The organism is Holdemanella porci, assembly GCF_009696075.1.
GTDB lineage: Bacteria > Bacillota_I > Bacilli_A > Erysipelotrichales > Erysipelotrichaceae > Holdemanella > Holdemanella porci.
In genome coordinates, this window is record NZ_VUMR01000011.1 from 1 (window position 1) to 21381 (window position 21381).

23 protein-coding genes are annotated in these 21381 nt (G+C 34.6%); 20 read left to right on the top strand and 3 right to left on the bottom strand.

The annotated features are described in order from the left end of the window. Positions 1–294: 294 nt before the first annotated feature. Together FYJ55_RS03460 and FYJ55_RS03465 are read left to right on the top strand one after the other, a co-directional pair. Positions 295–561 carry a phosphocarrier protein HPr gene (locus FYJ55_RS03460; protein WP_003866017.1) on the top strand — a complete coding sequence of 89 codons (267 nt, stop codon included), beginning with the start codon at positions 295–297 and terminating at the stop codon, positions 559–561. Positions 562–628: 67 nt separating this feature from the next. After that, positions 629–2323: a phospho-sugar mutase gene (locus FYJ55_RS03465; RefSeq protein ID WP_154555655.1), complete on the top strand. Its 1695-nt coding sequence runs from the start codon at positions 629–631 to the stop codon at positions 2321–2323. Positions 2324–2379: 56 nt separating this feature from the next. On the opposite strand, the gene FYJ55_RS03470 is transcribed toward FYJ55_RS03465, so the two are convergent. After that, positions 2380–3540, bottom strand: a complete 1161-nt coding sequence (locus FYJ55_RS03470) for a pyridoxal phosphate-dependent aminotransferase (RefSeq protein WP_154555656.1) — start codon at positions 3538–3540, stop codon at positions 2380–2382. Then, on the bottom strand, positions 3540–4034 hold the full coding sequence (locus FYJ55_RS03475) for an Lrp/AsnC family transcriptional regulator (RefSeq protein ID WP_117926831.1): 495 nt from the start codon (positions 4032–4034) through the stop codon (positions 3540–3542). Before FYJ55_RS03475 ends, FYJ55_RS03470 begins: the two co-directional genes overlap by 1 nt. 193 nt (positions 4035–4227) lie before the next feature. Here FYJ55_RS03475 and gap point away from each other — a divergent pair, with 193 nt between their 5' ends. From gap to fusA, 16 genes are all read left to right on the top strand, one after another. Then, positions 4228–5241, top strand: coding sequence for a type I glyceraldehyde-3-phosphate dehydrogenase (gap, locus tag FYJ55_RS03480; protein ID WP_118116656.1), 1014 nt, complete (start codon positions 4228–4230; stop codon positions 5239–5241). Positions 5242–5375: 134 nt separating this feature from the next. Next, positions 5376–5552: a hypothetical protein gene (locus tag FYJ55_RS10775; RefSeq protein ID WP_186998664.1), complete on the top strand. Its 177-nt coding sequence runs from the start codon at positions 5376–5378 to the stop codon at positions 5550–5552. Beyond that, positions 5545–6225 (top strand): hypothetical protein, encoded by a 681-nt coding sequence (locus FYJ55_RS03485; RefSeq protein WP_154555657.1) that lies wholly within the window; start codon positions 5545–5547, stop codon positions 6223–6225. The genes FYJ55_RS10775 and FYJ55_RS03485 overlap by 8 nt, the downstream gene beginning before the upstream one ends. Before the next feature lie 71 nt (positions 6226–6296). Then, complete coding sequence (cysS, locus tag FYJ55_RS03490) at positions 6297–7628, top strand: cysteine--tRNA ligase (RefSeq protein WP_154555658.1); 1332 nt, start codon at positions 6297–6299, stop codon at positions 7626–7628. Next, positions 7628–8014 carry a Mini-ribonuclease 3 gene (locus FYJ55_RS03495; protein ID WP_154555659.1) on the top strand — a complete coding sequence of 129 codons (387 nt, stop codon included), beginning with the start codon at positions 7628–7630 and terminating at the stop codon, positions 8012–8014. The genes cysS and FYJ55_RS03495 overlap by 1 nt, the downstream gene beginning before the upstream one ends. Beyond that, positions 8011–8742 carry a 23S rRNA (guanosine(2251)-2'-O)-methyltransferase RlmB gene (gene rlmB, locus FYJ55_RS03500; RefSeq protein WP_154555660.1) on the top strand — a complete coding sequence of 244 codons (732 nt, stop codon included), beginning with the start codon at positions 8011–8013 and terminating at the stop codon, positions 8740–8742. Before FYJ55_RS03495 ends, rlmB begins: the two co-directional genes overlap by 4 nt. A gap of 60 nt (positions 8743–8802) precedes the next feature. Next, positions 8803–9399, top strand: a complete 597-nt coding sequence (locus FYJ55_RS03505) for a hypothetical protein (protein ID WP_154555661.1) — start codon at positions 8803–8805, stop codon at positions 9397–9399. A 44-nt stretch (positions 9400–9443) separates the two neighbouring features. Then, entirely contained in the window at positions 9444–9593 is a 150-nt protein-coding gene (rpmG, locus tag FYJ55_RS03510) for a 50S ribosomal protein L33 (protein WP_117994226.1), read from the top strand. A gap of 9 nt (positions 9594–9602) precedes the next feature. Beyond that, a complete protein-coding gene (gene secE / locus FYJ55_RS03515; RefSeq protein WP_118116316.1) occupies positions 9603–9800 on the top strand; it encodes a preprotein translocase subunit SecE in 198 nt (65 codons plus the stop codon). A 10-nt stretch (positions 9801–9810) separates the two neighbouring features. Continuing rightward, positions 9811–10356, top strand: a complete 546-nt coding sequence (nusG, locus tag FYJ55_RS03520) for a transcription termination/antitermination protein NusG (RefSeq protein WP_117925674.1) — start codon at positions 9811–9813, stop codon at positions 10354–10356. Between the two features lie 22 nt (positions 10357–10378). Further along, entirely contained in the window at positions 10379–11149 is a 771-nt protein-coding gene (locus FYJ55_RS03525; protein ID WP_154555662.1) for an HAD-IIA family hydrolase, read from the top strand. A 55-nt stretch (positions 11150–11204) separates the two neighbouring features. Further along, positions 11205–11435, top strand: coding sequence for a preprotein translocase subunit SecG (secG, locus tag FYJ55_RS03530; RefSeq protein WP_154555663.1), 231 nt, complete (start codon positions 11205–11207; stop codon positions 11433–11435). A 45-nt stretch (positions 11436–11480) separates the two neighbouring features. Beyond that, positions 11481–13547: a ribonuclease R gene (rnr, locus tag FYJ55_RS03535; protein ID WP_154555664.1), complete on the top strand. Its 2067-nt coding sequence runs from the start codon at positions 11481–11483 to the stop codon at positions 13545–13547. A gap of 52 nt (positions 13548–13599) precedes the next feature. After that, positions 13600–13920, top strand: coding sequence for a VOC family protein (locus FYJ55_RS03540; RefSeq protein ID WP_229771061.1), 321 nt, complete (start codon positions 13600–13602; stop codon positions 13918–13920). A gap of 222 nt (positions 13921–14142) precedes the next feature. Next, complete coding sequence (locus FYJ55_RS03545) at positions 14143–14814, top strand: ankyrin repeat domain-containing protein (protein ID WP_117571872.1); 672 nt, start codon at positions 14143–14145, stop codon at positions 14812–14814. Between the two features lie 10 nt (positions 14815–14824). Next, positions 14825–16897 (top strand): elongation factor G, encoded by a 2073-nt coding sequence (gene fusA, locus FYJ55_RS03550; protein WP_154555665.1) that lies wholly within the window; start codon positions 14825–14827, stop codon positions 16895–16897. A 39-nt stretch (positions 16898–16936) separates the two neighbouring features. Here fusA and FYJ55_RS03555 read toward each other — a convergent pair whose 3' ends face one another. Continuing rightward, positions 16937–17707 (bottom strand): Cof-type HAD-IIB family hydrolase, encoded by a 771-nt coding sequence (locus tag FYJ55_RS03555; protein ID WP_154555666.1) that lies wholly within the window; start codon positions 17705–17707, stop codon positions 16937–16939. An 88-nt stretch (positions 17708–17795) separates the two neighbouring features. Here FYJ55_RS03555 and FYJ55_RS03560 point away from each other — a divergent pair, with 88 nt between their 5' ends. Both FYJ55_RS03560 and ptsP read left to right on the top strand, forming a co-directional pair. After that, positions 17796–19532, top strand: coding sequence for an ABC transporter ATP-binding protein (locus tag FYJ55_RS03560; RefSeq protein WP_154555667.1), 1737 nt, complete (start codon positions 17796–17798; stop codon positions 19530–19532). 102 nt (positions 19533–19634) lie between these two features. Then, positions 19635–21338 carry a phosphoenolpyruvate--protein phosphotransferase gene (gene ptsP / locus FYJ55_RS03565; protein ID WP_154555668.1) on the top strand — a complete coding sequence of 568 codons (1704 nt, stop codon included), beginning with the start codon at positions 19635–19637 and terminating at the stop codon, positions 21336–21338. Positions 21339–21381 lie beyond the last annotated feature (43 nt).

A 21381-nucleotide genomic window follows, 5' to 3' on the forward strand; every position in this document is an offset into this window, starting at 1 on the left:
ATAATACAACACGAATTCACTCACATTGTGAATATGAATCTCCACAAAATTTTGAAAAACAATATTTGAAACATAAACATTAAAAAAACAGATATTTAAGTTGTCTTAAATCTTGACATAGTACCAATGGGACTTTTACAGATAATCTAGTAACTGGCAGTGGTGTCTTTGCACAAATGTTACAAGGTTTAAATATACCGATAATGGAAGCGGAATCAGAAAAATTCGTTTAGGTATTGTTTTCTTTGGCAAAATGTCATAAAATACATTTAGATTTGATTTAGGAGGATAATTATGAAACAAGTAACTGTAACTGTAGTAGATCCAGTAGGTCTTCACGCACGTCCAGCAACTGTAGCTGTTAACGCTGCTAGTAAATTTAAAAGTGAAATCAATGTAGCTTTCAAAGGACGTGAAGTAAACATGAAATCTATCATGGGCGTTATGTCTTTAGGAATTCCTACACAGTCAGAAATCACAATTAGCTGCTCAGGCGAAGATGAAGATGCTGCTGTAGCTGCAATCGAAGAAGTATTGCGCGCTCAAAAGATTATTGCTTAATTAAAGAAAGTCTCATAGTTTTATGAGACTTTTTTATTTCAAAGTTAGAAAAGAAGGAGAATAAATAATGTCTATTGTTGAAGAAAGATATTCAAAATGGTTAAACCATGAAAATTTAGCCTCTCAATACAAGCCTGTTTTAGAAGCAATGAATGCAGAAGAAAAAAATGATGCATTCTATACTACAATTGAGTTTGGTACAGCAGGTATGCGTGGTCTTTTAGGTCCGGGAACAAACCGAATTAATATTTATACAATTCGTAAGGCAACTCAAGGATACGCAAATTACATTAATGAAAATAACGGTGGTGAAGCTGGTATTGCGATTGGTTATGATAACCGTCACATGTCAAAAGAGTTTGCGTTTGATTGTGCTGACTTATTAGCAAAAAACAACATTAAATCATATGTGTTTGAATCTTTACGTCCAACTCCAGAATTGAGTTTTGCGGTACGTCACTTAAATTGCTTTGGTGGTATTATGATTACTGCCAGTCACAACCCTAAAGAATACAATGGATATAAATTGTATGATGATAAAGGATGTCAGTTGATTCCTTGTTTAGCTAGTCAGGTTATTGATAAGGTTAACGCAATTGAAGATGAATTGGCAATTGATGCAGACTGTACAGAAGAACAAAAGAAATTAATTACAGTTATTGGTAAAGATGTGGATGAAGAATACTACAAAAATGTATTAAGTATTCAATTGAATCCTGAAGTTAAAAAAGATATTAAAATCGTATTTTCACCAGAACATGGAACTGCTAATATTCCTGTTCAAGAAGTTTATAAACGTGCAGGATATACTTGCATTCCAGTTGTAGAGCAATGTAGTCCAGATCCTGATTTCTCAAATACACCCACACCAAACCCAGAACAAGCGGGTGCTTATGAATTGTCATTAAAATACGCAAAAGAAAATCAAGCAGACTTAATTTTAGTTTGTGACCCAGATGCTGACCGTATGGGAGTTGGAGTCTTGCACAATGGGGAATATGTTGTATTAACAGGAAACCAATCTGGTTCTGTCGAAATTGAATATATTTGTTCACAACTTCAAAAACAAGGCAAAATGCCTGAAAACCCTGTAATGTTCAATACAGTTGTTACAAGTGATCTAGGAGAAAAAGTAGCTTCTGATTATGGTGTTACAACAGAAAAAACTTTAACTGGATTCAAATTCATTGGTGAAAAAGTTGCGAAATATGAAAAAACGCACGAAAAGAACTATGTATTTGGATATGAAGAAAGTTATGGTTCATTAATTAAACCTTTTGTACGTGATAAAGATGCTCCTCAAGCTTGTTTGATGCTTGCAGAAGCTTGTGCATTCTACAAAGAACAAGGTAAAGATTTAGTTGATGTATTAGATAGCTTATATGACCGTCATGGTACATATGAAGAAAGTCAAGTTGCGTTATCATTAGCTGGTGAAGCGGGTGCTAAACGTATTAAAGAAATCTTAGCTAACTTAAGAAAAGATGCTCCAACTCAAATTGGCGGTACGAAAGTTGTTCGTAGTGAAGACTATAAAGAATGTATAATCAAAGAAGGGGATACAGTAACTGAACTTACTGGATTCACTAAATCGGATGTATTAAAATACTATTTAGAAGATGGAAGTTGGATTGCGGTACGTCCTAGTGGAACAGAACCAAAATGTAAATTCTACTATTGTATCAAGGGAGCTTCAAAAGAGGATGCTCACAACAAAACAGTTCATTTCCAAAAGGCAATGGATGATTTGATTGCCAAGTAGTATTAAAGGATGTCTAAGGGCATCCTTTTTGATTTTTCATAAAAAAGGATCTAGACTCATTTGTCTAAATCCTTCAAGAATTGTTCTAAGCGAACAACAGCTTCTTTGATGTGATCTATGCTATATGCATAAGAGATACGGATATATCCTTCACCACTTTGTCCAAAAGCGCTTCCTGGAACACAGGCAACTTTTTGTTTTTGTAGTAATTTTTCACAGAACGTTTCTGAATCCAGTCCTGTCGATTGAATGTTACAGAAAACATAGAATGTACCATGAGGCATATTTGTCTTTAGTCCCATACGATTGAGTCTGTTGACTAAGAAGTTTCTTCTTTTTAGATAGTCATCTTTCATCATCAATACATCATCATAGCCGTTTTTAATGGCTTCGATACCTGCATATTGAGACATAACAGGAGCTGACATGATTACATATTGGTGAATTTTATTCATAACAGAAGAAAGTTCTTTGTTGGCCATACAATAGCCTAGACGCCATCCTGTCATCGCATATGCTTTTGAAAAACCATTTACGACAATGATTTGAGATTTGATTTCGTCAAATTGGGCTAATGATGCAAAAGGCTGATCAAAGCTTAGTTCGGCATAGATTTCATCACTCACAACATATATACCGGATTCTTTGATGATATCAACAATTTTTGCGTAGTCCTCTTTTGTCATGACACCACCTGTAGGGTTGCTAGGATAATTGATAATCATAGCTTTTGTCTTTGGTGTGATGACTTTCTTTAAATCTTCTGGAAGAATTTTAAAGTCATTTTCTTCTTTTAACTGTAAAGGGACAACAACACCATCACTTAGTGTAACACTTGGTGCATAAGCAACGTAGTTAGGGTCTAATACAATAACTTCATCGCCAGGATTCAACAAGGCACGCATACATAAGTCAATGGCTTCACTACCACCAATTGTGATAATAACTTCATTTTCAGGATCATATGTTTGATTGTAATGTTCCTTGTGGAATTTACAGATTTCTTCACGAAGCTCCAACAATCCACGATTGGCTGTATAGTGAGTGTGTCCTGTACTCATGTAGTGAATTGCATTTTCACAAATGTGCCATGGCGTAGCGAAATCGGGTTCACCAACACCTAAAGAGATAACGCCTTCCATTGTACTTGCTAAATCAAAGAATTTACGAATTCCACTTGGTTTGATAGATGTTGCTTTTGTAGATAAACTTTTCATTATGGAGTCACAACCAATCTTGATTCTTTATCTTCCGGTTTGTCAATCATGACGATACCACTTTGCTTATATTGTTTTAATACAAATAATGTCTTTGTGGAACGAACATCTTCAACACAGGCAATCTTATCTGAAACAAAGCGAGCCACTTCAAACATGGTTTTACCTTGTACTAAACATAAGAAATCACAATCTCCACTTAATAGATACATTGTATCTACTTCTGGATAGTTGGCAATCAATGCTGCTGTCTTGTCATAGCCTCTATTTCTTGTAGGTGTACAACTTACTTCAATATAAGCTAAAACTTTTTGATCTTTTAACGCTTTATTGTAGTTAATAATTGTGTGATAGCCACAAATAATTTTGTTTTTTTCTAAAGATTGAATCTCTGATTTTATACTTGCTTCATCTTCATTCAAAATATCCGCTAGATCTTGTGAAGTTAGACGAGCGTTATTTTCAAGTAAATCTAGGATTAAACTTTGGTTCATTTTTAATTCCTCCTTTTGAATATAATAGCACAATTAAGGTTATGTAAAAAGTGTGAAAATGCTTGAGAATGAACTGTAAATAGTCTAAAATATAAGTAGTTGTTAGTTGTAAAAAGTTTTACTTGTTAGAGAATTGACAAATTAACAGTAGGCTTTTATAATAACAATGGTATTTAAAGGAGGATTTACTGACATGACAGTAAAAGTTGCGATTAACGGTTTTGGACGTATCGGACGTTTGGCATTCCGTCAAATGTTTGGTGCTGAAGGCTACGAAGTAGTAGCTATCAATGACTTGACTAGCCCTAAGATGTTAGCTCACTTGTTGAAATATGATTCAACTCAAGGAACTTACGCTAAGGCTGACACAGTTGTTGCTGGTGAAAATTCAATTACAGTAGACGGAAAAGAAATCACTATCTACGCAGAAGCTGATGCTTCTAAATTACCTTGGGGTGAATTAGGAGTTGACGTAGTATTAGAATGTACAGGATTCTATACTTCAAAAGCTAAAGCAGAAGCACACATTAAAGCAGGTGCTCGTAAAGTTGTTATCTCTGCTCCAGCAGGAAATGACTTACCAACAATTGTTTACAATGTAAACCACGAAACATTGAAACCAGAAGATACAGTAATTTCTGCAGCTTCTTGTACAACAAACTGTTTAGCTCCAATGGCTAACGCTTTGAACAAATTAGCTCCAATTAAATCAGGTATCATGACTACAGTTCACGCTTATACTGGTGACCAAATGACATTAGACGGACCTCAACGTAAAGGTGATTTACGTCGTAGCCGTGCTGCTGCAGTTAACATTGTTCCTAACTCAACAGGTGCTGCAAAAGCTATCGGATTAGTTATCCCTGAATTAAACGGAAAATTAATCGGATCTGCTCAACGTGTTCCAACTCCTACAGGATCAACTACTATTTTAGTAGCTGTTGTTGAAGGTGATGTAACAGTTGACCAAATCAACGCTGCTATGAAAGCTGCTACAACTGAATCATTCGGATACACTGAAGAACAATTAGTATCTAGTGATATCGTTGGTATGCGTTACGGATCATTGTTCGATGCAACTCAAACAATGGCTCACTCATTAGGTGACGGAACTACTCACGTACAAGTTGTTTCTTGGTACGACAACGAAAACTCTTACACAAGCCAAATGGTTCGTACAATTAAGTACTTCTCAGAATTAGCTTAATAATTGTAAGTCTTTTAAAGGAATCCAATAGGGTTCCTTTTTTTTGTATGCTTAACTAAAAAGTGCAAAACAAAACCTTGAAATAAATGGGTAAATCATGTATTCTAACCTCTAGAGATTGTGAGGTGTTAGCGATGGGTATTCGACATCGTTTGACGGATTCTGAGCGTGATGATTTAACAAAAGATGTAGACGATTTAGATGCTGTTTACATGGAAAAATTAAGAAAAGATGGAATTGACGAAGATTTATTAGCTCAGTTTCGTGATTTAACTTTAGAATTAGAAAAGGATAAGGAACAAAATGGATAGTAAGACAATGAATGTAATGATCATAATTGTATTGACATTAGTATTAATTTTAGTGCCAATGATTATGAAAAAAGTTGTATGGAAGAAGTTATTAGTTCAATTGAACAATGAACAATATGACGAATTCTACAAAACATTAGATACAGGAGCCTGTAAATTCTCATATCAGGCATTTAACCGTGAGTATATGCGTTTAAGTGGTTATTTGGCACAAAGAAATGATGCGAAAATCGAAGAACAATTTGAATTGTTGAAAAATATGCGTATTTCAAATAAACAAAAGGCTAGTGTCGCAACTCGTGGATTTTATTATTATTTAGAAAAAGGAAAAATCAAAAAAGCAGAGGGCATGCTTTCTTATGGAAAAAGCTATGTTGATGAAAAGACATTCAAGAATATGCAGATTCAATTCAGCATATTAATGAAGAAAGAAGCCAAATATATTGATGACTGTAAAAATATTTTAAATGGTATATGGGATGGTAAGTCCGAACTAGACAACAATAAAAAATTCCCTGTTGGAACCATTCAATATTTAATTGGGCTTCAATATTCTTATTTAAAAGATGTGGATCATATGATGGAATACTTTAATCCTGCATTAGAAAATTTAGCAGGTACACCATATGAAGAAGATATTCGTCGTATCATGACTAATTTACATGTAGGCTGACCATTTGGTTAGCTTTTTTTTTCATGTTTTGTATTGTATAATAAACAATATGAATTGGAGGACATTTTATTATGAAATTATATAATAGTTATTCTCAAACCATTGAAGAATTAAAACCAATCGAACCAGGAAAGATTTCCATGTACGTATGTGGACCAACGGTCTATAACTATCCACATATTGGAAATGCTCGTCCTATCGTTGTATTTGATACATTAAAAAAAGCATTGTCTGCACAAGGCTATGAAGTGACTTTTGCTTCAAACTATACAGATGTAGACGATAAGATCATTAAAACGGCTATTGAACAAAATGTGACTGAAAAGGAAATCACAGACAAATTTATTGTTGCCTATAACGATGTACGTAAAGGCTTACATGCAGATCTTCCAGATTATGCACCTCGTGTTACAGAAACAATGGATCGTATTATCGAATTTATTGATAAGATGGTTAAAAATGGTTCAGCTTATCAAGTGGGAGGCGATGTTTATTTCCGTGTTAATAGTGATAAAAAATATGGAGAACTGTCTCATCAAAGTATTGATGATCTAATGGTTGGTGCTCGTATTGATGAAAATGAAAAGAAGGAGAATCCATTAGATTTTACTTTATGGAAAGAGACAACGGAAGGAATTAAATGGGATTCACCTTGGTCAAAAGGACGTCCAGGATGGCATACAGAATGTGTGGTTATGATACAGGATGTATTTAAGAAAACATTGATTGATATCCATGGTGGTGGTTTAGATTTAAAATTCCCTCACCACGAAAATGAGGTTGCTCAATGTGAAGTATGCAACGATACACGCTTGGCAAATATCTGGATGCACAATGGTATGATCAATATCAATGGTATCAAGATGTCAAAATCATTAGGTAATGTATGGTGGGCTAAAGATTTGATCGCTAACCATGGAGGAAACTTGACTCGTTGGTTGATGATTTCTACACATTACCGTGCACCACTTAATTTAAATGAAGAGGCTTTCACAACTTCAAAGAAAGAATTAGATAAGATTGCAGTTGCTTATAAACAGGCTTGTGTAAAACTTGCTTTATCAAATGCTAAAGAAACAACTGCATTTGATGAAACGTATACTTCATTTATTGATGCATTAAATGATGATTTAAATACACCTAATGCGATCAGTGTTGTTTATGAAGTCGTAAAAAAAATCAATCAGGCGGTTCGTCAAAGAGAAATCGATGTTGAAAATTTAGCTGTATTAGTACATACATTAGAAAAGATGCTTTATATTTTAGGTATTGAATTTGATAAGATCACAATGAGTGAAGAAGATAAAGAAATGTATCAAAACTGGAGAAGTGCAGTTAAAGAAAAAGATTTTGAAACAGCGGATTCACTTCGTGCTGCATTGATTGAAAAAGGAATTCTGTAATGGAAATAGTAACGGAAAATGCGACAAGTCTAGCATGGATTGGTGATGCCGTTATGTCTTTGGCTGTGCGCAAACACCTTCTAAGTTTAGGGTATCGCAAGGCCCATGTTCTTCAGCAGAAAAACGCTGTAATTTGTAGTGCTAAAGGGCAATCTGTTATGTTGAATATAATGATGGATGAAGATTTCTTTACCGAGGAAGAGAAAACGATTCTTGCACGTGGAAGAAATGCGACGATTCATTCAAAGGCTAAAAATGCGACATACAAAACATACTTAGAAGCAACCGCATTAGAATCTATGTTGGGATATTTATATTTATATGGACATCAGGATAGACTTAAGGTTTGTCTAGATAGAATAATTGAGATAGGGGACAGTCTATGATCGTATATGGAAAAAATGTGTATTCTACACTTCGAAATGATCCGGATTCAATCGAAACAGTATATGTACTTCAGGGGTTGAAAGACGCAAAGCTTTTAAAATCGATTCAAAAATCAAATTTAAAGGTAGAATATTGTAATCGTGCAAAATTAGATAAAATTGCTAATTCGACACATCATAATGGAGTTGCGCTAAAAGTAAGTGAAATTGAAACATATAGTATTGAAGAATTAGTTAGACGAGCTAAAAAGCCTGGCTTATTAGTGGCTTTGGACGGTATTCAAGATCCACATAATGTAGGTGCCATTTTAAGAACTTGTGATTGTACGGGTGTTGATGGTGTCATCTTGACGAAACACAATAGTTGTGGATTAACCCCATCGGTTGTTAAGGCAAGTACAGGAGCTGCTTATACTGTACCTGTTTCGATTGTGACGAATTTATCGCAGACATTAAGAAACTTGAAGCAAGAAGGATATTGGGTTGTTGGTACAGATATGAAGGATGCAAGAGAATATCGTGAAGGTATGTATGATTCACCAACTGTATTGGTTATAGGATCTGAAGGTCAGGGTATTTCAAATCTTGTAAAGAAACAATGTGACTATATGGTGTATCTACCAATGGTCGGAAGTATCACTTCATTAAATGCGAGTGTTGCAGCAGCAGTCTTGATGTATGAGGTATACAATCAAAGAAATCCCATCAAAAAAGTCGATTTTTTATAAAATCGGCTTTTTTAATGTCTTTTTCACATTGCCTCGTTATAATGGATTTAGGTGATAAAGATGAATATATATGAATGTATATACATGATTCAAATGAATGATTTTACGGAAATGAAAAATTTGATTCAATACTATAGACCTATGGTGACGGACATATGGGCGGATGTCTTTGTACGAAAGACAAACACAATTCTTTGCGAAAAAGAAGAATTCTATCGTCATGCCGATTTATTGTTGTATCATTGTATATTTGAATATCGAATGGATCGTGCACTTTCGTTTTCAGGATTTTACAGGCGTTGCGCTAAAAATAAGGCCTATGATATTTTGCGTCATAGCATAAGAAAGCAGTGTTACTTAAATCAAACCTGTATTAGTTTAGACCAAAGAATTCGTGAGGATACAAAACTATACTATGGTGATGTGAACATGCTCGAGTCATTAGAAGTTCATGATGTTGTTTTAGATAAACTCATGTGGGAATATACAAAAAATCGTATCAACAGAGTTTTTGGTAAAGATTATGTACAGATCATCGACTATCGAATGGAGGGCTATACTTTAAAAAATATAGCGGAAGAACTTGGCTTAAGCGCCTCGAAGGTAAGTTTTATGTTTGAAAAGGTAAAAAAGTGGTATACGACAATTGACAGTTGACTGGATAAAATGGTACATTTATTGAGTTAAGGAGCGTGAAGGAATTGGCAGATAAAGTTGTTTTGACGTGTACAGAGTGTTTATCAAGAAATTATACGACCCAAAAAAATAAGAAGACCAACACGCAACGTCTTGAAATTAAAAAGTATTGTCCAAAGTGTGGCAAGCATACTTTGCATAAGGAAACAAAGTGAGGAATCCATATGAGTAAAGAAAAAAAAGAAAGAACATATTCACCATCAAAAGTGTTCAAAGAATTAAAAACTGTTAAATGGCCAACATTTAAAGAATTAATGTCATCAAGTGGTTTGGTAATCGTATTTACAGTATTATTTGGTTTGTATTTCTTTGTTTGTGAGTTTTTATCAAGCGGTCTAGTGAAAATGATCGTAGGCGCATAGGGAGGAAAGTATGTCAGAGTTAAAAAAAGAATGGTATGTAGTAAATACATATGCAGGTCAAGAAAATCGTGTAAAAGAAAACTTGGAACGTCGTGTAAAAACTATGGGTCTTGAAGATTCTTTGTTCCAGATCGTCGTTGCTGAAGAAAAAGAAATTGAATATAAAAATGGTAAACCAGTAGAAAAAACACACAATCTATTCTCTGGTTATTTATTAGTACAAATGATCATGACAGATGAAGCTTGGTATGTTGTACGTAACACTCCAGGTGTAACTGGATTTATCGGATCAAGTGGAAAGGGTGCTAAACCATTCCCAGTAGCTCAAGAAGAAGTTGATGCTGTATTACGTCGTCTAGGACGTCAGGATGTAAATGTTCAAGTTGATTTTGAAGTGGGAGACCGTGTAGAAATCACAAATGGAGCTTTCAAAAACTCCGAAGGTGTTATTGAAGCTATGGACGAAGAAAAGAAAGAAGCTACAGTTCTATTAATCTTATTTGGTCGTGAAACACCAACAGAAATTCCATATATGGATCTAAAGAAAGTCGACTAAGACTTTCTTTTTTAGGTGAATTATGAAAACTTTAGTATTTGATTTAGATGGCACAATGTATCGTGGGACGCAGATCATTGAAAGTGCTCATCAATTTTTAGATTATTGTATCCAAAAGGACATTCCATTTATTTTTTTGACAAACAACTCGATGCGTACCCCACAAGAAAATGTAAAGCATATGGAAGAGATGGGATATACAAATATTAAGCCAGAGATGTATTATAATAGTGCCATGGCAGCTAGCCAATATGTTAAGAAACATTATGAAGGGAATAAAGCTTATTATATTGGAAAACAAGGTATGAAAGATGCATTGAATCAAGAAGGTTTTATTATTGATGATGAAAATCCAGATTTTGTCTTTATAGGATTGGATAAAGATGCCACATATGCATCTTACTCAAAAGCTCTATCTTTGATTTTAAATGGAGCCAAAATTATTGGTACAAATAATGATCGTATTTTAGCAAAACCAGGTGGATTTGAAGTTGGTAATGGCAGTGTCGTAGATATGTTTGAATATGCAGCCAATCAAAAATCCCCTCGTATTGGTAAGCCTAATCGAGCGATTCTTGATTTGTGTTTAGAATATTTTGGCTTAAAAGAAGATGAAATCATATTGATTGGTGATAATCTTGAAACGGATATTAAACTTGGGTATGAACAAAATATTGAAACTGTGCTTGTACAGACGGGGGTTCACAACAAGGAAGATATTGAACGACTAAAAATATATCCAACTCATGTAGTGAATACGTTGATGGATTTAGTAGACTATAATTTTGACTAGTATTTTTATTGAATTATTGGTATAATCGAAATATCGTAGAAGGTGTGATGAAAAAATGAAAGATATATTAAACGTGGTTTTAATGACATTATCTGGTGTTATTATTATATTGACATTATTACAAAGTGGTAAATCAGACGGGTTGTCTGCTGCCTTTACAGGAAGTGGAGATTTGAACTTGTTTGCGGTACAAAAAGAAAGAGGCCCTGAAAAAGTTATCTCTCGTTTAACTTTGATTTGTGGAATTTTGTTCTTTGCGATTGTGATCACATTGCAGATTGTGTAATTAAAAGACCGTTAAGGTCTTTTTTCTGTTTTAAAGGAGGAAAAAATGAAAGAAAAGATCATTCAATATTTAGAAGAAAAAAAAGAATGTAAAATACGCGATTTAGAAAAAATAGTAAGACCTAAATCAAGTAAAGAATTTACAGAAATGGTGAAGTCTTTAAATGAATTAGAAGATGAAAAATTAATTTATAACGATCATACAAGTCTATATTTGATTGATGATATACATTTTATGGCTGGAAGTGCAAAAGATATTTCCAGATATGAAATTGCTGTTTTCAATGAAAATAATAAGGTATATGTTCCTAAAAATAAAAAGATGAAGATTTTTGATAAAGATGAAGTTTTAGTGCGCTTAAAGCCAGAACCGTCTTTAATTAAAGTGTTTAATCATGGATTGACAAATATTACAGGAGTTATGATTGTTAAAAAGAAGAAAGCATTCTTCTATAGCGATTTAGATTTACACTGTTCAATTCGTGTAGTCAATGAAAAAGAATTTAGTTTTAAAAAACGTACAAAAGTTGTATGTCAAATTGTGAAGTATACAGATCCTCTAGAAGTAAGGATCATCCAAGTCTTAGGACATCCAGACGATGCTGGCGTAGATATTAGTGCTATGCTTACAAGCAACCAGGTTCGTCAGGTATTTAATGGGAAAATTGTAAAAGAGTGTAAAAGAATCCCGACAAAAGTACAAAAGGATGAACTTGAAAATCGTAAAGATTTAAGAAATCTATTAACTGTCACAATTGATGGGGATGACGCCAAGGATTTTGATGATGCGATTTCGATTGTGAAAAATGAAAAGGGATATTTATTGTATGTACATATTGCCGATGTTTCACATTATGTAAAAGAAAATAGTGCCCTTGATCAAGAAGCCTATTTACGAGGAAACTCTATATATGTTTGTGATCGAGTTGTGCCTATGCTTCCATTTGATTTGAGTAACGGTATTTGTTCATTAAATCCAAATGTAGACCGTTTAACGATTACTTGTGCTATGCAAGTGGATGAGAGGGGAAATCTATTAACATATAATGTCTTCCCGAGTGTGATTCATTCCGACAAGCGCTGTACTTATAAAAAAGTGAATGCGTGTTTAGCAGGAGATGAAACTATATTAGAAGAGTATTCAGAAGTTAAAGGATTATTGTTTACTTTAGAGTCTTTGGCTAAATTATTAAAGAAACAGTCACACAATCGTGGATGTATTGATTTTAATACCAAAGAAGCAAAGATCATTATGGATAAAAATGGCTATCCTGTAGATGTAACAGTTTTAGAGCGTGGTTTTGCCGAACAAATGATTGAAGAATGTATGATCTTAACCAATGTTTGTGTGGCTCACCATATGCATGTGAATAAAATTCCAAGTATGTATCGTGTGCATGAAAATCCAGATCCTAAAAAAGTTGCGACAATCTGTACCGTTGCGAATTCTTTACGTATTCCATTTGATTTCTATCCAGATGAAGTAAATGCTAGCCAAATCCAAAAATTCTTAGAATCGATTCAAGATGAAAACGCATATGAAGTCTTGTCTATGGTTGCTTTGCGTTCTATGCAAAAGGCGCGTTATGATGCGCATTGTTTAGGACATTTTGGTTTGGCACTTGAAGAGTATTGTCATTTTACAAGTCCAATTCGTCGTTATTCAGACTTAGTTGTACACCGTATGTTGCATGCGTATTGTTTTCATGAACAAAAGCGTACACCCTCAAATGATGAAAAGAAAATCGAAAAACAGGCTTTCCATATTTCTGAAAAAGAAAGAGACGCGATCATGATGGAAAGAATGGTGAATGACTATAAGAAGGCGCAGTTCATGGAAAAAAGAATTGGTCAAGTTTTTGAAGGAACAATTGTTGGTGTGATGAGTTTTGGTTTCTTTGTGGAAATGGATAATACAGTGGAAGGACTTGTTCCAGTTCATACTTTATCAAATGACTTCTACGATTATGATGAAGATACAATGACTTTAAAGGGACAGACACATGGTAAAGTATTCCAAATGGGAATGCGTGTACGTGTTGTTTGTACGGATGTCCAAAGAGAAAAAGGACAAGTGACATTTAGTTTATTAGAAAGAAGAAATCATGATTAAGGGAATTCACCCTGTCGCATTTAAATGTGAGACGCAAGAATAATATGATGAAATGATTTGTTTCTATCATGAATTATTAGTACTTCCCATATTGAGAAAGTGGGATACAGGCATTCATTTGGATTGTTTTAATAGTTGTATTGAGATGTTTTTGGATGGCACAAAATCAGTTGGGGAAGGATGTATTCGTCATTTTGCGCTTAGCACGGATGATGTGGATGAAATTGTCGAAAGAGTTCGTAATGCTGGCTATAAAGTGAGTGTGGACCCTAAAAATGTAGATATGAAAACAGAACCTGTATTTCCAATTCGAGTGGCTTTTATTGAAGGCCCGCTTCATGAATCTATTGAATTATTTTGTGAAAAGGCATAATTGGTAGGTTTTCTGTCCAAGTTGGTACTTGATTTGCACTAAATATTTTCTTTGTTAGAATGGAATCAGTTAAACAAAGGAGTGATTGAGATGAATCAAGTTCAAGGCGTAAAAGTAAACAAAAATTTCAATCTTTTCTTTGTACATATGTAAACTGGGGTGAACTATCATTCCAGTTTTTCTGTGATTTCAAGAGCAATAATGATGAGGAGGATGGTTGAAATGGATCAGAATTTTAATAAGGTATTTTGGGATGCATGTGCGAATGGAGATTTCCCAATGGTTTGTTCTCAAATCAAAGCAGGAGCAGATGTAAACTATCAAAATGGTGATGGCCGAACTGCATTGATGCGTGCAAGTAAGCGTGACCGTAAAGATGTTGTGCAGGTTTTACTTGATAATGGGGCTGACGTGAATATTTCAGATAATAAAGGGAAAACAGCTTTAATGACAGCTGCAAAAAAAGGCAATAAAACAATCTTAAAGGCTTTGATTGACGCAGGTGCAGATGTAAATGCCAAAGATGACAGAGGACGTACAGCTTTAATGCGTGCTTGCTTATTAGGACAAGATCGTTGTGTTGAAGTATTATTAGATGCTGGGGCAAAAATCAATGATCAAGATGAAGTAGGCCGTAGTGCTTTAATGGAAGCTTGTATTGCGTTTAAGCGTGACACAATTCACTTATTACTTGAAAGAAATGCAGACGTAAACTTATTTGATAATAATGGTGTAACTGCATTGATGCGTGCAGCTTATGGAGGATATCCAAGTTTAGTAGAAAAATTATTGGCATATGGTGCTGATAAAGATATGACAGATAAGCAAGGTCGCGTTGCATTAGATTATGTTCGTGAACACTGTAGAGCTCAATTAGAGCCAATCTTAAGATGAGGTTAAGCGTATGAGAGATTATCAGAGTTTTGAAGTACGTAACGTAAGCGTGATCGGACATAGTGGAGCTGGAAAAACAAGTGTTCTAGAAGCTATGTTGTATTATACAAAGGCAACAGATCGTTTTGGTAAAACAACAGAAGGAAGTTCAATGATTGATTTCGATGCTGAAGAAATTCGTCGTGGAATATCTGTTTATACAACAATTGTTCCAATTGAATGGGAAGATAGTAAAATTAATTTCATTGACACACCAGGTTATTTAGACTTTGTTGGTGAAAAACAAGGTGGTTTTGCGGTAGGTGATTCAAGTTTAATCGTAGTTAATGCCAAAGATCCTTTACAATCAGGAACTAAATTGGCTTATAAACAAGCTATAGCTGAAAAGAAGCCTACAATTTTCTTTATCAATAAGTTAGATGAAGAACACACAAGTTTTGATGCAAGTTATCAAGCATTGCGTGAAGAATTTGGTAAGAGTGTTATTCCGTTTGAAGTGCCTATCGTTGAAGATGGAAAAATCGTTGGATCTGTAAATATCATTAAAAATAAAGCCTGGTATTATAGTCCGGAATTAGCTGATAAAGCATGCCCAGTGCCTGAATCTATGCAAGAAGAAGTGGCTCTTTATAAAGATCAGATTGCCGAAGCGGTAGCGATGGGTGATGATGAATTAATGGAAAAATTCTTCTCTGGTGAAGAATTTAGTGATGCTGAATTAAAACGTGGTGTGCGTATTGGTGTACGTAATGGAGAAATTTGTCCAGTATATTCTGGTAGTGCAGTCAATTCAATTGGTATCCAACGTTTGATGGATTTAATCGTAGATTATTTCCCAACATACTCAGAAAGAGGTATGTACACAGCTACAACTCCAAATGGTGTTAAAGTTGAATTGTTGACAAGTGAAACAGAAGTTTTAACAGCACAAGTATTTAAAACGATTATGGACCCATTTGTTGGAAGAATCAGTTATGTAAAAGTATTGAGTGGTGTACTTGCGGCTGATAGTACAGTTGTGAATGCCAATAATGGTAAACCTGAAAAAATCAGTCAAATCTATATCGTTAAAGGTAAACACCAGACAGCGGCTGGTAAATTGTTTACTGGAGATATTGGTGCTTTAGTGAAATTACAAAATACTAGAACAAACGATACATTGTGTGATAAAGGCAAATTGTTGATGGCAGATCCAATCACATTCGATACACCGATGTATGGACAAGCTGTTGTGCCTAAGACTAAAAATGACGAGGATCGTTTATCAAATGGACTTGCTCGTTTACAGGAAGAAGATCCAACATTTAAAGTTGTAAACAATCCAGAAACAAAAGAAACAGTGATTTATGGTGTGGGTGATCAACACTTAGATGTTATTGTAAATAAATTAAATTCTAAATTTAAAGCTGAAGTTGTTTTAAGTGATCCAAAAATTACATATCGTGAAACAATCACAAAGACAGCTGTTGGTGAAGGTCGTCATAAAAAACAATCTGGTGGACATGGTCAATTTGGACATGTATTTGTAGAATTTAGTCCAAATCCAGATGAAGAAGAAATGGTATTTGCAGAAAAAGTATTTGGTGGAGCTGTTCCAAAACAATATTTCCCAGCTGTAGAAACTGGACTTCGTGAATGCTGCCAAAAAGGTCCTTTAGCAGGATATAAGATGGTAAATGTGAAGACAACATTGTTAGATGGTAAATATCATGATGTTGACTCAAGTGAAATGGCATTTAAGATGGCGGCACACTTAGCTTATAAAGATGCGATGACAAAAGTTCGTCCAATTTTATTAGAACCAATCATGAATGTTAAGATTCGTGTTCCAGATGAATTTACAGGAGCTGTAATTGGTGATTTGAATAAACGTAGAGGTTCAATCATGGGTATGACTCCAGTTGATTCAGATCAAGAAATCGATGTACAAGTTCCAATGGCAAATATGTCTAGATATTGTGTTGAATTAAGAAGTATGACAACTGGTTTAGGTACTTATACAATGGAAATGGACCGATATGATCCAGTGCCAGAACCTTATGCTTCAAGAGTGATTGAAGAGAGCAAAAAAGAGAAAGAATAGGACATACGTAAAAAGACAGCAAAAAAGGGCTGTCTTTTTCTATAGGATTTCAAAATGTTTTAGTGCACTGACTATTCCATCTTCTTGTACAGAATCTGTAATGTAGTCAGCTATTGCTTTTACATTGTCTTTGGCATTACCCATCGCAACACCGGTACCAACATATTTCAACATCGAAATATCATTTCCTCCATCGCCAAAGGCCATGGCTTCCTCTTTGTTGAAATTGAAGTAATCCAATATCTTTTGAATACCAATATCTTTTCCACCATTACAAGGAATGATATCACAAGCTCTATTCCACCAGCGAGCCACTTTTAATGTAGTTGTGTTTTCTAGAATCAACTCATCTTGATCTTCTGTAGTGGCAACCATCATTTGATAAATTTCTTCTTCCATAAAACTATTAAATTCATCAAGTACATGAACATGTTGGTTGGCAATTATGAAATATTCTTCTAAGATTTCATCATCAAAATTACATCCCATCTTATTGGTTCCAGCTAGAGTAACTGCTTTATTTAGTCTTTTTGCGTTTTCGACGAATGTTTCAATATCTTTTTTATCCATGGGATTCTTGTAAATCAATTCATTTTTGGTGAAACAATAGGAGCCATTAAAAGAAAGTACTGCATCAAATTCGATGCCATGAAATTTAGGAACGACAAATGGTGGCCTTCCCGTCGCTAAAATGATTTTGATGCCTTTTTGTTTAACTAAGTTTAATGCATCAACTAGTTCTTGGTGCATTTCCTTCTTGCCAAGTTCTAAAAGTGTTCCATCAATATCAAAAAATAAAATTTTAATCATAATCCATTCTCCATTCTTATTTTATTTTAGCATTACTTTGGAAAATTCAATAAATTTTGTGTATAATACAGAAATCAGGAGGGTATATATGAGTACATTTAAACGATTTTTACAATATTATAAACCATATAAAGGGATTTTCTTTATGGATCTATTTTGTGCACTCATCATGTGTATTGTTGATCTATCTTTTCCTTTGATTCTAAGTTATTGTACAGGACAATTTTTTTTGAAGTCATCCAATGAAATTTTAAAAGGAGTTTTCGTATTAGGAATAGGTTTGCTCGTTATGTATGTGATACGTGCATTGTGTCGTTATTACGTGAGTTGTCAAGGCCATGTGATGGGAGCCAACATGGAAAGTGATATGCGTCAAGACTTATTCAATCAATATCAACGTTTATCTTTCTCCTATTATGATAAACACAATACAGGGGTTATGATGTCTCGTGTTGTTTCAGACTTATTTGATATTTGTGAGTTTGCACATCATGGTCCTGAAAACTTATTTATTTCATTATTCAAAATTGTCGGATCTTTCATTATTTTGGCTACGATTTATTGGCCATTGGCATTGATTCTTTTGGCAGTGACAGTTGTGATGATGGTGTTTAGTTATTCTCAAAATAAAAAGATGCGAAGAACCTTTATGGAAAACAGAAAGAAGATTGGTAGTGTGAATGCAAGTCTTCAAGATTCTTTGGGTGGTATTCGTGTTGTACAATCTTTTGCGAATGAAGACATTGAAATTGATAAATTCAATCATTCAAACATGGAATTTTTGGAATCTAAAAAAGACAATTATCGTGTTATGGGTACTTTTCAAGGTGGAAATAATTTCTTCCAAGGACTTTTATATGTCACAATCATTGTATTTGGTGGGCTGTTTATCGCTAATGGCGATTTAAATCCAATTGTGTTAGCTACGTTTGCCTTATATATCAATGTCTTTGTTTCTCCAATTGAAGTGTTGGTTGAATTTACGGAGATGTTCCAAAAAGGATTCTCTGGATTTAGACGTTTTGAAGAGGTTATGAATGAAGTTCCTGAAATTCAAGATTCTAAAAATGCCAAGGATTTAGAAAATGTTTCTGGAAATATTGATTATGATCATGTGTCTTTCCAATATAATGAGAATGAAAAGGTTATTGATGATGTAAATTTACATATCAAGGCCGGTGAAAAGATTGCCTTAGTGGGACCAAGTGGTTCTGGTAAGACTACACTTTGTTCGTTATTGTCTCGCTTTTATGATGTCACAAACGGTTCTATTTGTATTGATGGTCAAAATATTAAAGATGTAACTTTAAAATCTCTTCGTTCAAACATTGGTTTAGTACAACAAGATGTATATTTGTTTACCGGAACAATTGAACAAAATATCGCTTATGGAAGACCTGGTGCAAGTCATACAGATATTGTGGAAGCGGCTAAAAAAGCGAATATCCATGATTTTATTATGTCTTTACCAGAAGGATATAATACGTTCTGTGGGGAAAGAGGAACGCGTTTATCGGGTGGACAAAAACAACGTATCTCGATTGCACGTGTATTCTTAAAAAATCCTAAAATCTTGATTTTAGATGAAGCAACAAGTGCTTTGGATAATGAGAGTGAGAGAATCATTCAAAAAAGTTTAGAAGATTTAAGCAAGAATCGTACTTGTATTACGATTGCCCATCGTTTATCTACGATTCGTAATGCAGATGAGATTGTCGTAATTGATGCGACAGGTATGCATGAACGTGGAACTCATGATGAATTGATGAAATTAAATGGTACTTATGCGAAATATTATAAGCTTCAATTTGAGGGGCTAAATTAGCAGGCATGCAAATGTCTGCTTTTCTTGTATCTTTGAAAAAAAAGTGATAAAATTTAAGTCGTAAATGAAAGCGTTTTTCGCTTGTTTTAGGAGGAATTTATCATGTTAAAAGGGATAGCAGCAAGTGCTGGTGTATCTGTAGCTAAAGTTTACAAATTGGAAACACCAAAAGTTGTTATTGAAAAAAAAGCAGGAGTAGCTGAAGAAGAAGTTAAAAAATTCGAAGATGCTCTAGAAAAAACTAAAAAGGATATCGAAGGAGTAAAAGAAAGAGCAGCTAAGCGTTTAAGCGAAGAAGAATTAGCTGTATTCGATGCCCACTTGATGATGGCTGGTGACCCTGAATTAGCTGCTCAAATTAAAGCTATGATCGAAAATGATTGTGTAAATGCTGAATATGCAACTGAGCAAGTAGCTAACCAAATGGTTGAAATGTTCGAAAGCATGGATAATGATTATTTCCGTGAAAGAGCAGCTGACATCAAAGACGTTACTTTCCGTTTAAAATGTAACTTATTAGGATTAACAATTCCTGATTTAACAAGCATTGCAGAAGATTCAATCATCGTTGCTCACGACTTGACTCCAAGTGATACAGCTCAGTTAAATGAATTTGTTAAAGGTTTCGCTACTGAAATCGGTGGTAAAACATCTCACTCAGCTATCATGGCTAACTCATTGGAAATCCCTGCAGTTGTAGGATGCCCAGGTGTATGTGATGCATGTAAAACTGGTGATACTTTAGCATTAGATGCATTAGATGGTGTTGTTGAAATCAATCCTGATGAAGCAACAATTGCTAAATATGAAGCTAAGGCTGAAGCATTCTTAAAAGAAAAAGAAGAATTAAAAGTATTGAAAAACGAAAAATCAGTAACTAAAGATGGACACGAAGTTGAACTTGCTGGTAACATCGGTGGATTCAAAGATGTTGAAGGTGTATTGACTAATGGTGGTGAAGGTGTCGGATTGTTCCGTACAGAATTCTTATACATGGATTCAGATCACTTCCCAACAGAAGACGAACAATTTGAAGCATACAAACAAGTATTAGAAGGTATGCAAGGTAAAAAAGTTGTTGTACGTACATTAGACATTGGTGGAGATAAACACTTATCTTACTATGAGTTCCCTCAAGAAATGAACCCATTCTTAGGATACCGTGCAATCCGTCTTTGCTTAAAAGAAACAGATATCTTCAAAACTCAATTACGTGCATTATGCCGTGCATCCGTGTATGGAAGACTTTGCATCATGTTCCCAATGATTGCTACAGTTAAAGAATTCTGTGATGCGAAGGCAATTTTTGAAGAAGTTAAGGCTGAATTAGTTGCTGAAGGTGTTGCAGTTAGTGACAGCATTGAAGTAGGTATGATGGTTGAAATTCCTGCTGCTGCAGTTCTTGCTGATCAATTTGCTAAATATGCAGACTTCTTCTCAATTGGTACAAATGACTTGATCCAATACTCTATGGCTGCTGACCGTATGTCTGAACACGTTTCATACTTGTATCAACCATACAACCCAAGTGTATTACGTTTAGTTGCTAACACAATCAAAGGTGCTCACGAACATGGTAAATGGGTTGGAATGTGTGGAGCCATGGCTGGTGAACCACATGCAGTTCCTATTCTTTTAGGTTTAGGTCTTGACGAATTCTCAATGAGTGCTACTCAAATCTTAAAGGCTCGTAAGGTTGTTAAATCTTTAAGCTATGAAGAAATGCAAGGATTAGCTCAAGAATGCTTAAATAAAGACACTGCTGATGAAGTTTTAGAAACAGTTAAAACTAAATTAGGTGAATAATTGATTCGGGGTTCTATTGAACCCCTTTTATTTTGTAGGGGGA